The organism is Wolbachia endosymbiont of Aedes albopictus, assembly GCF_024804185.1.
Lineage (GTDB): Bacteria > Pseudomonadota > Alphaproteobacteria > Rickettsiales > Anaplasmataceae > Wolbachia > Wolbachia pipientis_B.
Map to the genome: position 1 here is coordinate 636,151 of NZ_CP101657.1, position 13,000 is coordinate 649,150.

At 36.3% G+C, this 13,000-nt stretch carries 14 protein-coding genes and 1 pseudogene; 10 read left to right on the forward strand and 5 right to left on the reverse strand.

The features are described from left to right. The first annotated feature begins 158 nt into the window (after positions 1–158). The 4 genes from NHG98_RS03285 (at position 159) to NHG98_RS06465 (ending at position 3,220) form a co-directional block, all read left to right on the forward strand. The gene (locus NHG98_RS03285; RefSeq protein WP_259245265.1) at positions 159–722 is read left to right on the forward strand and encodes an ankyrin repeat domain-containing protein; all 564 of its coding nucleotides are present in this window, start codon (positions 159–161) and stop codon (positions 720–722) included. 163 nt (positions 723–885) lie between these two features. Beyond that, positions 886–1,110, forward strand: coding sequence for a hypothetical protein (locus NHG98_RS03290; protein ID WP_096618011.1), 225 nt, complete (start codon positions 886–888; stop codon positions 1,108–1,110). Beyond that, positions 1,025–2,701: a recombinase family protein gene (locus tag NHG98_RS03295; RefSeq protein WP_259245266.1), complete on the forward strand. Its 1,677-nt coding sequence runs from the start codon at positions 1,025–1,027 to the stop codon at positions 2,699–2,701. The genes NHG98_RS03290 and NHG98_RS03295 overlap by 86 nt, the downstream gene beginning before the upstream one ends. A gap of 312 nt (positions 2,702–3,013) precedes the next feature. Beyond that, positions 3,014–3,220: a hypothetical protein gene (locus tag NHG98_RS06465; protein WP_410543652.1), complete on the forward strand. Its 207-nt coding sequence runs from the start codon at positions 3,014–3,016 to the stop codon at positions 3,218–3,220. 80 nt (positions 3,221–3,300) lie between these two features. On the opposite strand, the gene coaE is transcribed toward NHG98_RS06465, so the two are convergent. Then, entirely contained in the window at positions 3,301–3,888 is a 588-nt protein-coding gene (coaE, locus tag NHG98_RS03305) for a dephospho-CoA kinase (RefSeq protein WP_096617125.1), read from the reverse strand. Positions 3,889–4,054: 166 nt separating this feature from the next. Between coaE and NHG98_RS03310 the strand changes: the two genes are divergently transcribed. Both NHG98_RS03310 and NHG98_RS03315 read left to right on the forward strand, forming a co-directional pair. Then, positions 4,055–5,458, forward strand: a complete 1,404-nt coding sequence (locus tag NHG98_RS03310) for an NAD(P)H-dependent flavin oxidoreductase (RefSeq protein WP_096617129.1) — start codon at positions 4,055–4,057, stop codon at positions 5,456–5,458. Positions 5,459–5,538: 80 nt separating this feature from the next. Continuing rightward, positions 5,539–6,456, forward strand: a complete 918-nt coding sequence (locus tag NHG98_RS03315) for a hypothetical protein (RefSeq protein ID WP_259245267.1) — start codon at positions 5,539–5,541, stop codon at positions 6,454–6,456. On the opposite strand, the gene NHG98_RS03320 is transcribed toward NHG98_RS03315, so the two are convergent. The 3 genes and pseudogenes from NHG98_RS03320 to NHG98_RS03330 all read right to left on the reverse strand — a co-directional run. Beyond that, a complete protein-coding gene (locus NHG98_RS03320) occupies positions 6,382–6,840 on the reverse strand; it encodes a transposase (protein ID WP_096617925.1) in 459 nt (152 codons plus the stop codon). The two genes, NHG98_RS03315 and NHG98_RS03320, sit on opposite strands and share 75 nt — an antisense overlap. A 75-nt stretch (positions 6,841–6,915) precedes the next feature. Next, positions 6,916–7,806, reverse strand: coding sequence for an IS4 family transposase (locus NHG98_RS03325; RefSeq protein WP_096617923.1), 891 nt, complete (start codon positions 7,804–7,806; stop codon positions 6,916–6,918). A 25-nt stretch (positions 7,807–7,831) separates the two neighbouring features. Then, positions 7,832–8,961: pseudogene (locus NHG98_RS03330) on the reverse strand (IS4 family transposase); the annotation flags it as partial. A gap of 178 nt (positions 8,962–9,139) precedes the next feature. Between NHG98_RS03330 and NHG98_RS03335 the strand changes: the two are divergent. From NHG98_RS03335 to metG, 4 genes are all read left to right on the forward strand, one after another. Next, positions 9,140–10,030, forward strand: a complete 891-nt coding sequence (locus tag NHG98_RS03335) for an IS4 family transposase (protein WP_096617923.1) — start codon at positions 9,140–9,142, stop codon at positions 10,028–10,030. A 75-nt stretch (positions 10,031–10,105) separates the two neighbouring features. Then, on the forward strand, positions 10,106–10,564 hold the full coding sequence (locus tag NHG98_RS03340; RefSeq protein WP_096617925.1) for a transposase: 459 nt from the start codon (positions 10,106–10,108) through the stop codon (positions 10,562–10,564). Positions 10,565–10,684: 120 nt separating this feature from the next. Beyond that, positions 10,685–10,813 carry a hypothetical protein gene (locus NHG98_RS03345; protein ID WP_259245268.1) on the forward strand — a complete coding sequence of 43 codons (129 nt, stop codon included), beginning with the start codon at positions 10,685–10,687 and terminating at the stop codon, positions 10,811–10,813. Between the two features lie 457 nt (positions 10,814–11,270). After that, the gene (gene metG, locus NHG98_RS03350) at positions 11,271–12,863 is read left to right on the forward strand and encodes a methionine--tRNA ligase (RefSeq protein WP_096617120.1); all 1,593 of its coding nucleotides are present in this window, start codon (positions 11,271–11,273) and stop codon (positions 12,861–12,863) included. On the opposite strand, the gene NHG98_RS03355 is transcribed toward metG, so the two are convergent. After that, on the reverse strand, positions 12,837–12,992 hold the full coding sequence (locus NHG98_RS03355; RefSeq protein ID WP_259245269.1) for a hypothetical protein: 156 nt from the start codon (positions 12,990–12,992) through the stop codon (positions 12,837–12,839). The genes metG and NHG98_RS03355 overlap by 27 nt on opposite strands. Positions 12,993–13,000: the final 8 nt, after the last annotated feature.

Genomic DNA, 13,000 nt, shown 5'->3' on the forward strand with positions numbered 1-13,000 from the left:
CATTAACATTCAGTAAAAATGTGTGTTTTTTGAAAAAAAGAAGTTGCTTTTTGATATCAAAACAGGCATAACTAGAATAGTAGTGGGTAAACATAAGAAGTTTACTTTACGCTAGAATGAGCCAAATTGGCGTATGTTTTTATAGTGGGGTAACTAAAATGTTCAATTTAAATAAAAGACTGGAAAAATTAAAGGAGAATTCATTTAGAAAAATAGATGAGAGAGGAAAAGATGGTAACACTGTGTTGCATTTAGCAGCATACCTTTCAGATGAAAAAGCAATAAAGCTACTAATAGAAAAAGGAGCAGAAATAAATATAGAAAATAATAATGGAGACAGACCATTACACCTAGCAGCATTCTATGGAAAGGTAGAAAATGTAAAAGTACTGATAGAAGGAGGAGCAAATGTAAATGCTATGGACGATGGAGGATATACGGCGTTACATAGTGCGAGCTTAATGAGTTGTGAAAAGACAGTAAGGGAGTTAATAAAAGCAGGGTCAAATGTTAATACTGGGAACTATATAGGAAGAACGCCATTGCATAGTGCGGTATTTATGAGGGAAATAGGAAACGTGAGAGCAATATTAGAAGCGGGAGGTGATGTAAATGCTCGAGATCATGAAGGATATACACCAATAGATCTGGCATATATGGCAAAGACTAAGGAGATAATAAGAGAGTTAGTGGCGAAGCAGAAGGTTATGGAAGCTGATTGAGAAAAGGAAGGAAAGAGAGAAAATCGTTGAGGGACAATTATTTGGAAGAGAGCTTAATTGATGAAAGATAGCGCTATTTCGCAAGAATAGCTGATAAATGGATTTATGGAAATAGGGAGTAGTAAGGCTCCTGAAGTATGAAGACATTTACAGGAGAGAAACTATGCGATTTACTATTCACCGTCATTATGAGCAAAGTAAGTTATCAGATAAGTGCTTATCGGATGCTTACGGAATACTACTAAAACGACTGGTGGAAAGAAAGAAAAAGGAATTTTTAGATAAAAAGGAGGTAGAAAAAAATGACAACAGTAGCGTTGTATGCAAGAGTTTCATCGAAGAAACAAGAGAAGAACAATACAATAGAGAGCCAAATAGCAGAGCTTAAGAGCAGAATTGCTGAAGACAAACATGAGTTGTTAGATGAGTATGAATTTAAGGATAATGGCTTTAGTGGGTGGAATTTAGAGCGTAAAGGTTTAGATGCGTTACGTGATAAAGTAGCAGAAGATGAAATTGATAAAATTTATATTCATTCACCTGACCGATTATCAAGGAAATCCGCCCACCAAATGGTATTGCTTGATGAGTTTGAGAAAGCAGGGATAGAAGTAATATTCTTAAATCATAAGACTGAGAATAATCCAGAGTCTAAATTGTTGCTAGGAATACAAGGATTAGTGTCAGAATATGAAGGTACAAAGATAATAGAAAGAAGTCGTAGGGGGAAACTCCATAGGGCAAGAAAAGGTTGTGTAAGTGTAATAAGTAAAAAGCCTTTTGGTTATGATCTTGTGAAGCATGTAGACAGAGAAAAGACAAAAGTTGAAATAAATGAAGAGAAGGCAAAAATAGTGCGAGACCTGTTTGAGTGGGTAGGTCTAGAAAGAACAAGTATAAAAGAAACCGTACGACGACTGAAAGAGAGGTGCATTGATTCCCCAGAGGGCAAGAGAATGTGGAACGTATGTACAATTCATAGAATATTGAGGAATACAGCATACATGGGAGAAGCAGCATTTGGTAAGACAAAAGTAGGCCCAATAAGAAAAGAAGTGAGGGCAAGGTGGAAAGTACGAAAAAGAAAGTATTCAGTTTATCGTACTGAAGAAGAGAATTGGATAAAAATACCAATACCAAGGATAATAGAAGATGAATTATTTGATATAGTACAAAAACAACTTAATGAAAATAGAGAGAGAGCAAGGGCACAACAAGGTGGAAGAAAGCACCTACTACAAGGACTAATGGTATGTCAGTGTTGCAAATATACCTACTATGTAGCAAAGAATGCTAAGAAAGGAAGGAGCTACTATCGTTGTACAGGTACAGATGCCAATCGTTTCGGTGGGACGAGGGTATGTAGCAGCAAATCAATACGCATGGAAATAATGGAAATGATTATATGGGAAGAAATGAAGAGGGTATTAAAAGACCCAGAAATAGTTGCAAAAGAGCATCAACTTAGGCTTTTAGCACACAAAAATAAGCAGGTAAATGATGAAGTTGAAAAAAAAATAAGTAAATTAGAACAAGGTATCAAAAGACTAGATCATGTCTATATTCGAGGGCACATGACTCAGGAAGAGTATGATCTAGAAGCTGAGGAAATGGAGAAAAAGTTAAAAGCAATTAGAGACCAGAAGGAAGTAGCAGTTGATGAAAAGGAGCTACAGAGGGAAATAGATTTTACCATAGGAGGTATAAAGGTTTTTGCCTCTGGGGTTGAATCAGAACTTGATCAAGCAGATTGGGCAGCTAAACTTGGTATAATCATAGCATTAGTTAGATGCATTAGAATTGATCATGATGATGTACATATAATGTTTAGGTTTCAAGAACTTGCTCTGGAAATGCAAAAAAAAATGTTCAACATTATGTCGCGAGTCGAAAACAACGTAGTTGGCGTCTTATTTTTAATTTTTTGCACTATGTGCACCTTATGTCTTCACAACATTTCTAGGTTTTTACCTATATAAGCTGAAACGCGCTTATAAGTCGTTTAAGACAGTATAGTACGCCAATTTGCAGGATTAGAGAGTGACAACTAGCTAACACGGGGTTTCTTTTGCCTTTTTTTCTGCTTAGTAAATTTCTTAAACATTTAAACTAAGGTGAGTTGCGTTTAAAAGCAGCTAAATTGCAGTGTTTAAGATTTAAAAAACGCCAAATACTGAAAATAGACAATGACCAGGGTTTCTTTTGCCTTTTTTTTCGTTTGGTAAGTTTCTTAATGTTTACAGCTAAAGTAACTTAGGTTCACCGACAACCGTCATCCCGCAGCGGGATCTATGTTAAGAGATACCGCGAATGAATCGCGGTATGACGTAGGGCTACAGGTGTCATCCCAGTGCTCCTTTTTTTGTCATCCCAGTGCCCAGACACTGGGATCCAGGAAAATTGATTGTAAACGAGCAAACATTTTTGATAAAATTACCAAAAAGCTAGATCCCAGTGTCAAGCACTGGGATGACAGGGGAGGGAGGCTGCTGGGATGACAGAAGAAGGTACTACCCTGACAACCGTCATCCCGCTACTTGTTAGCGGCCAAGAGATACTACGGCGGTATGACGTAGAGCTACGTATTTAGGTTTAATGAATCCACTATATCTTTTACTTGAGAAAAAACATACTCTTTGCTTACACTGGTGTCGATAATAAAGTCACTCATCTTCCTTTTCTCCTCAATAGATAACTGAACATTGAAGATTAAATTTAGCTTTTCTTTATCTATGTTGCGTTCGTTAAGTCTTTGAGCTTGCACAACGCTATCTGCATAGATAAAAATAATAAGGTCACAGTATGAATGAAATTTTGTTTCTAATAGAAGTGGCACATCTAAAACTAAAAGCTTTCTATCGATCTTTTTTTTCTTGGCAATAAAAAATTCTAATTCACGCAGCACAGCAGAGTGAACCAAAGATTGAAATTGTTTCCAATTTTCATCGTAGGCTAAGAAATATTTAGACAGTACTGTTCTACCTATTTCACCATTTACTACCACTCCAGGAAAAATTTTTTCTGCATGACTTATTATGCTTTTATCCACTCTATAAAGTTGGTGTACAACAGAATCAGCATCAAACACAGCAGCACCAAACTCTTGAAAGCAACTAGCTACAAAGCTCTTTCCTACCCCAATTCCGCCTGTTAGACCTATGATCATATAGCAAAATACATTAGACTTCTTTCGAAACTATATTACAGTAGCTGCTGTGTCTACTCAAAATCCAAATTTGGCTATGCAGAGGCTCTGATGATATAAGAAAAAATAAACAGCTATTATTTTTTTAGTAATTAAGTAAAATAGAGTGAAAGATTGCGAGGAAGTTTTGAAAAATAAGATAAAAAAGATAGTAATTTCAGGAAAGGAAGTGTGGCCAATCATCGAGGGCGGCAAAGGCATCGCAATCAGTGATGGAAGGTCAAGTGGAGCATTTGCTGCAGCAGATGCTGTGGGTACGTTTTCTGGTGCAAATGCTAAGCTTATTGATGATAATGGTGAGTTAGTGCCGCTGATTTACAAAGGCAAAACAAGAAATGAAAAACACAGTGAATTGATTGAGTATAGTATTAAAGCTGGAATCAGTCAGGCAAAAATAGCTAATGAAATATCAAAGGGTCATGGAAGAATACATATGAATGTGCTTTGGGAGATGGGAGCAGCAGAACGCGTGCTTCATGGCATATTAGAAAAAGCAAAAGGCTTAGTTCATGGTATTACCTGCGGTGCTGGTATGCCTTATAGGCTTGGAGAAATTGCAGCTAAATATCAGGTTTATTATTACCCTATTGTCTCATCGGTGCGTGCTTTTAAAGCATTATGGAAGCGTGCTTACCAAAGAATATCTTCCTATTTGCTTGGTGGAGTAGTGTATGAAGATCCATGGCTTGCTGGAGGGCACAATGGACTCAGTAACAGTGAAGACCCAGAGCTACCACAGGCTCCATTTGAAAGAGTTGCAGAGCTTAGATCTTTCATGAACGAGATTGGTCTTTCAGAAACACCAATTGTTATGGCAGGAGGAGTGTGGCATTTGAAAGATAGGGAACATTGGTTTGACAATCTGCAAATTGGCCCTATAGCTTTTCAGTTTGGCACTCGTCCACTTTTGACGAAAGAAAGCCCAATTTCTGCAGAGTGGAAAAAGAAGCTACTCACTTTAGAAGAAGGTGATGTATTTTTAAATAAATTTAGTCCAACAGGGTTTTACTCATCTGCAGTAAAAAATAACTTCATACGTGAGTTGCAGGAACGGAATTCACGTAAAATAAAGTTTTCAGAAAATGCCAGCGAAGAATTTAGTAGTGAATTTGCAATGGGTAGCAGAGGTAGGAAGATCTACCTTACTTCAAAAGACAAAGAGCTGGCAAATACATGGACTAAAGCAGGGTATACAGAAGCAATGAAAACTCCAGATACAACTGTTATTTTTGTGACGCCAGGCAAATTTGCAGAGATAAGACAAGATCAAATCAATTGTATGGGATGCTTAAGTCATTGTTTGTTTAGCAATTGGAAGGATCACGGCAACCATTCAACGGGACGAAAGCCAGATCCACGAAGTTTTTGTATACAAAAAACACTGCAAAATATTATACATGAGGGCGATATTGAAAACGAACTCATGTTTTCCGGTCACAATGTATACAAGTTTAAACAAGATCTATTTTATGGGGATGGCTACGTGCCGACAGTGAAAGAACTGGTGGAAAGAATATTAACCGGATATTAAGTTATGGTTGATTTGACAAGAAGACGTTACTTTATTATAATAAGTATTTATTAATTTAATCTTAACTTAAGAGGGTATTTATGGTAGCAAGTGATAGTGTTTTAAAAAGGTATGCGTTAGCCTATATAAAAAAATCTGGTAATAACAGTAATGTTAAAGAATTTTTACAATTTCGTAATACGCAAAACACCACAAATTGGAGTGAGGAGAATTTTAAAAATGCGTATGAAGAATTTACACGTCTAAACTCAACTAATAGATACAATACAGAAAGCAGAAATAATCAATATAACGCAGGGAATAACAGGCAACCTACAGGCCCTCAGGTTACACACGTACATGTACACAATGATAGAGGTTTAGATTTTTGGGATTATTTACTACTTCGCAGCCTGTTTGGTGGTCATACTACAGTTATAAATAACCCTGGTTTCAGTAGTGTTAGCCATCAAAGCAGAGAAGATAAGAAAAAAGACTCAGAGGACAGTAGAAAGCTATTAGCCTTAGGTATGGTAGCTGCAGTTGTGTGTGTTGCTTTCCATGCTGGTATGTGTTTTTGGTATAACAGCAGCAGAAAAGCGGCTAGAAAAGAAGAAAAAATAGATTATCTTGATAATAAGCTTAAGATGCTTAGGAATATAGAATTTGCGGTTGGCACTGTTTCTTTAGCGGCTTTGGTAGCTTGTGCTGTTTATCCAGTGTTACCAGTGTGGGGTTTAGTTATCCTTGGCGTTAATTCTCTTGTATGTTTTGCCGGTGGTTTAGCTTTTCATATGAAGCATGAGAAAGAGTCAGAAAATATTAAGAAAGCTGAAGAAGCAGTAGGTAGCTATCTTGGACAAGGGCGTGGTTGTGGAGATTATGATTCACCACCTTCTTACTCTCCAACTGCTCCTTCTTATCATGACATCGAACCCTTACTTTTACCCACAATTTTGAGAGGTCATTATGTGAAGCATAACTATGCTCTCCTTAAGGTTTTCATAGCCCCGCCATAGAGTCATAGACCCTGGTAAATTATCACTTTTTCTATTCATAAATCCACCCAATTTTCCTAACCAAATAATAGCTTGTTTTATGTTTGGAGGTTCTTCGGGTAATGTTGCTACCCAATACTCACGCATGTAAAGGACCTTCCACTCTTCGTTGCTTAAAATTTTAGTACAAATTTCCATGGGATTTGATAAAGCCACTTTTGTCAAATATAAAATTTTAAACGCGATTATACTTTTTATAGCAATTAACTTCTGTAATCTTTCTTTTGTAGCTAAGCGAGAGCTTTCTATCTTACATCCTGATTTTAAAATCCTAAAATACTCTTCAATTTTCCATCTTAGCTTATACCAATTTATCTTTTCTATGGCATCTAAAGTATGGTACATTAGTTAGTAGAGTCCAGTCGACAGCTTCCAATCCATCAGGAGCTTTTGCACTTACCACATATACAGGGACTTATTTTATGTATTGTATCTTTTGACCCATAAATGGAAGAAGATCTGATAGGCTTTCATATACTTAACTTCAATATTAGCTTTCCTTGATCTCTGGTTTCCACCTTTAGTAACTTCTAGAGAAATTTTCTTTTTTACTGGCAGTTGAGTGATGCGTGTTTGCAAATCTGTTTTTCCGACTTCAGTACAGATAAATCTTCTATTAGCTCGATTGCGGATTACATAAAAACTACCTAACGTCTCAGCCACCCATAAAAATTTGAAGATGTCTGCTTCCCTATCACCAAGGGTAACAAGTTGTACATTTGGAGGAAGGTTGTTTATAGTTTCTTTGAGAGCTGTTATCCACTTATAACTTTCTTTTTCTTCTATGGAGGTACGGTATTTTCTGTTTGCTTTTTCTTGTGCCGTTTCTTCTTCCCTAATAGAACGCGCCCAACATTGTTGGGAAGATAGACCTAAAGGTAATCCTTCTTTGCTGACTATTAAGGCACTATGCAACAGTAAACCCATTTTATGCTTTGTATAAGCTTTAGAAATACTCCCTAGTCTCTTGGTCTTTATATGAGAGTCAAAATCCAAATAACTTGTATCTTGAACTGAAAAGACCAACTGGTTTCCTTTTATTCTTTCCTTAGTTTCTTTACAATGGGAAGAATAAATTTCCTTATCTTCAAGCTTTTCATTGCTAAATAATCTATATGCACCCTTAGCTTCTTTCCATCCACTACAGCTTTGATTAATTGAACCAGATGCCTTACCCTCTATGCAATAACTTGTTTTTATAAGTCTTTTTTTAAGCCTTATATCTCCCAAATTAATGTGTTTTAACTCTCTTTCCAGCCATTTATCCCCTAAGCCATCTGTATATTGCACGCTTGTACTTGTTTCTATCATTTTGATCCTAAATTATTTAGCTTACTCACTTTTTACATTTGTGGGTAAAAGTAAGAGCTATAGGGCCTGGTTCTAAGTCATTTTTGCGAGCTAAAAACCCTCCTAACTTGGCCACCCACCTCACAATTTCTCTTATAGGTGGTGGAGTCTCAGGATAGTTTTTTGTCTTAAGCATTTTGGTATATAAAACCTTCCATTCGTCATCAGTCAGTATGACAGTGCAAGAAAGATTCGGATTTGTTCTAGCTACCAATGTGATAAAAAATATTCTCCATGCAATTATACTCATAATTGTAAGAAAGCGGATCAATCTATCTGCTGTTTGGAGCCTACATTCTTCAACTTTAAGACCGGATTTCAAAATTTTATGAAAAACCTCTATTCTCCATCTTAAGCAATACCATTGTATTTTTTCTACTGCTTCTTCAAAATTATTGATGTTTATATTTGTCAATAAAACCCAATTCACAGGCTCTTCGCCAAATGGGGGATATTTTTCTATAACATAGACAGCATTTAAATTTAAATTAGGAAGTTTTTGGGTTTTACGTCTAGCGTTGTTTTTTGACGCATTCATCACAAAGTTACTAAACTTTACTTCTAAAACTGTTGTTCTTTGAGGTTTGTTATCCCGAGCAGACTTGAATTTCTCCTTGACAAGACATGCGATTCATCAAATCCCACAACCTTTCACCACCTTTTTCAGAATAAGTCGACTTCTTGTTTACTGTTCTGTTTTGATTTCCTCTTACTACAAAAAGAGATTGATTAGTGGAAGCAACTTCAAATAAATCATAAATATCTGCTTCTCTATCACAAACGGTAACTACCTTAACATCCTTTAATCCAGGATGTTTAGTAGAGTCTTTAAGTGATGCTATCCACCGTATGCTTTCTTTCTCTTCTATGGGAAGAGCAGTGTTATGGCTTCTTCTTTTCAACTCCTTTAGATCTTCAGCTAAGGAAGGTCTAGTACTAATTTTTTGATCCAATAATCCTATAGGTAGTCCTTCTGTTGTAACTGCAAACGTTGTATGCATCATGGGTTTTAAAATTAGTTGTTTTAGATGTTAATCTTGCTGCTATAATCCCTAATCCTTCGGTCTTTTTATGATTTTTATATGAAATATAACTCGTGTCCTGGATAGCTAATACCAATTCTCACTGCACAACAAACAGATAGACAATAATGGAAAAAAAGCCATACTAAACTAAGTGTAATAGCGAGGTATAAATGGCATTAAGATCAAAATTATTGGATGAAAAAGTAGTGGAATCCTTACTTTTACCCACAAATGTAAAAAGTGAGTAAGCTAAATAATTTAGGATCAAAATGATAGAAACAAGTACAAGCGTGCAATATACAGATGGCTTAGGGGATAAATGGCTGGAAAGAGAGTTAAAACACATTAATTTGGGAGATATAAGGCTTAAAAAAAGACTTATAAAAACAAGTTATTGCATAGAGGGTAAGGCATCTGGTTCAATTAATCAAAGCTGTAGTGGATGGAAAGAAGCTAAGGGTGCATATAGATTATTTAGCAATGAAAAGCTTGAAGATAAGGAAATTTATTCTTCCCATTGTAAAGAAACTAAGGAAAGAATAAAAGGAAACCAGTTGGTCTTTTCAGTTCAAGATACAAGTTATTTGGATTTTGACTCTCATATAAAGACCAAGAGACTAGGGAGTATTTCTAAAGCTTATACAAAGCATAAAATGGGTTTACTGTTGCATAGTGCCTTAATAGTCAGCAAAGAAGGATTACCTTTAGGTCTATCTTCCCAACAATGTTGGGCGCGTTCTATTAGGGAAGAAGAAACGGCACAAGAAAAAGCAAACAGAAAATACCGTACCTCCATAGAAGAAAAAGAAAGTTATAAGTGGATAACAGCTCTCAAAGAAACTATAAACAACCTTCCTCCAAATGTACAACTTGTTACCCTTGGTGATAGGGAAGCAGACATCTTCAAATTTTTATGGGTGGCTGAGACGTTAGGTAGTTTTTATGTAATCCGCAATCGAGCTAATAGAAGATTTATCTGTACTGAAGTCGGAAAAACAGATTTGCAAACACGCATCACTCAACTGCCAGTAAAAAAGAAAATTTCTCTAGAAGTTACTAAAGGTGGAAACCAGAGATCAAGGAAAGCTAATATTGAAGTTAAGTATATGAAAGCCTATCAGATCTTCTTCCATTTATGGGTCAAAAGATACAATACATAAAATAAGTCCCTGTATATGTGGTAAGTGCAAAAGCTCCTGATGGATTGGAAGCTGTCGACTGGACTCTACTAACTAATGTACCATACTTTAGATGCCATAGAAAAGATAAATTGGTATAAGCTAAGATGGAAAATTGAAGAGTATTTTAGGATTTTAAAATCAGGATGTAAGATAGAAAGCTCTCGCTTAGCTACAAAAGAAAGATTACAGAAGTTAATTGCTATAAAAAGTATAATCGCGTTTAAAATTTTATATTTGACAAAAGTGGCTTTATCAAATCCCATGGAAATTTGTACTAAAATTTTAAGCAACGAAGAGTGGAAGGTCCTTTACATGCGTGAGTATTGGGTAGCAACATTACCCGAAGAACCTCCAAACATAAAACAAGCTATTATTTGGTTAGGAAAATTGGGTGGATTTATGAATAGAAAAAGTGATAATTTACCAGGGTCTATGACTCTATGGCGGGGCTATGAAAACCTTAAGGAGAGCATAGTTATGCTTCACATAATGACCTCTCAAAATTGTGGGTAAAAGTAAGGGTTTCATCCCAGTGCCTATTTCTTTGTCATCCGAGTAGCTTGACTACTTGGATCCAGGAAACTTAACTCTACATCAAGTAAATGTACAATAAAAACTAGATTCCAGACTGGAATGACACCCTACTTAACCTTCATTCCGCCGCGAACCTTCATGCAACCGCGAACCGTCATACCGCGATTCATTCGCGGTATCTCATCCGCTAACAAGAGATCCCGCTGCGGGATGACGTTTGTCGTTTAGTTACAAACATTAAGAAATTTACCAAATAAAAAAAAAGGCAAAAGAAGCCCCGAGTAGCGAGTTTTGACTCTATATTACTGTAAGTGGCGCTGTAATAATGTGCTAACGCTTAAAATAAGCGCGATTTGGCTGAATGTAGAAAAAATAAAAAAGACACGCAGCCGCTATAATTTCATGTAATCCGCCAATAAATACTCTGAGTTTTTTACTGAATTTTGTCACTGAGCCTGCAGGTCAAAAACAAGTTTTGAGTCACAAATACCCTTAATACTACAATAAGGGGGCTGGCAGAGTTTGTCAAGCAAGTTTTTTCGTTTCTATGTTATCAGCTACTTGGATGACACCATCTGCTGTACGGATTGCTTTCTAAAACAAACGTTTGTATAGTTATACATAGTGTACTACATATTGATTTTTATTACTAGCACAGATACGATAAAGCTTTAAGCACTGCATAATGGAACAATTCGAGAACTTTTACATCACCACGCCAATATATTACGTAAACGATAAGCCGCATATTGGTCACGCATATACTTCTCTCATCTGTGATGTTACAGCTAGATTTATGAAACTAGCTGGAAAAAATGTCAAATTTACCACCGGCACAGATGAACATGGACAAAAAATAGAAAAAGCAGCTAAAGCAAAGGAAATGCAGCCAAAAGAATTTACAGATGAAGTGAGCGTTTCATTTAAAGAATTGGCTAAGTTCATGAATTTTGAGTATGACGATTTTATTCGCACTACGGAGGAACGTCACAAAAAAGCAGTTATAGCTTTATGGAATAGACTTGAAGAGAGAGGACAAATATATTTGGGTTCCTATTCGGGTTGGTATTCAGTTCGTGATGAAGCATTTTATCAGGAATCAGAGCTGATAGATGGCAAAGCACCAACAGGCGCAGAAGTTCAGTGGATAAAAGAAGAGAGCTACTTTTTTCGCTTATCAAACTGGCAAGACAAATTACTTGAGCTATATGAAGGTCAACCAAATTTTATCTTTCCTGAGAGCAGAAAAAATGAAGTGGTATCGTTTGTAAGATCAGGGCTCATTGACCTCTCAATCTCTCGCACTAGTTTTAACTGGGGAATAAAAGTACCAGGTAATGACAAACACGTAATCTATGTTTGGATAGATGCATTAACCAATTATCTTACATCAATAGGTTTCCCTAGTACTGAGGGTGAGGAATATAAAAGATTTTGGGCAGAATCCAAAACGCAGATTCCAGTGTCAAGCACTGCAAACCTAGCTGACAGCTCTTTCAACGTTCATGTAATCGGTAAAGACATATTGCGCTTTCATGCTGTATATTGGCCAGCGATTCTCCTTTCAGCAGATTTGCCACTGTCAAAACAAATTGCAGTTCATGGTTGGTGGCTAAACGAAGGAGAAAAAATATCCAAGTCCCTTGGTAATGTCATAGATCCAATTGGCCTCGCTCAAGAGTTTGGTGTTGATCAACTACGCTATTTTCTCCTTCGGGAAGCAAGTTTTGGCCAGGATGGCAACTTTAGTAAGAAAAACATGATCAGCCTCATAAACTCAGAACTTGCAAACAATATAGGCAATTTAGTACAAAGAACAATTTCATTTTTACACAAGCAATGTTCTGGAATTGTACCAACAATCGATCAAAGCCTACTTAAAGATGAAGAAAGTCTTCCAGGTTGCAAAGCTATACTCGATCAGGTGATGAATCACCTATCAAAGTATGAGTTTAACCAGATTATACTTCTAATTATCAACATCTCTTCTGAAGCCAATGCTTATATAGACAAAAGTGCACCCTGGATATTAAGCAAAACTGATAGAGAACGCATGAATTTAGTAATCTACAAATTACTGGAATATATAAGAATAATAGGCATTTTATTGCAGCCAATTGTTCCCAAGTCAGCGGAAATGATACTTGATCAATTGCAAATTCCAAAAGAACAACGAGATTTAAAATCTCTGTGCGACGTGTGCGTAAGTTCAGGCATAACATTGCCTAACCCTACACCGGTTTTTCAAAAGTTAATGCTTAGCAGCACTATAGACTGAAGGGTGAGCTTCTGTTAGTTTTTTCAACTCAACAGAAGTATCTGGTTGTTTTAATGTGTTTATACCATTATCTACTCTAGGGAAAGATGTACTATCAAGACATGTAGCCTCTTTTGCTGGTATATTCATTTGATTAG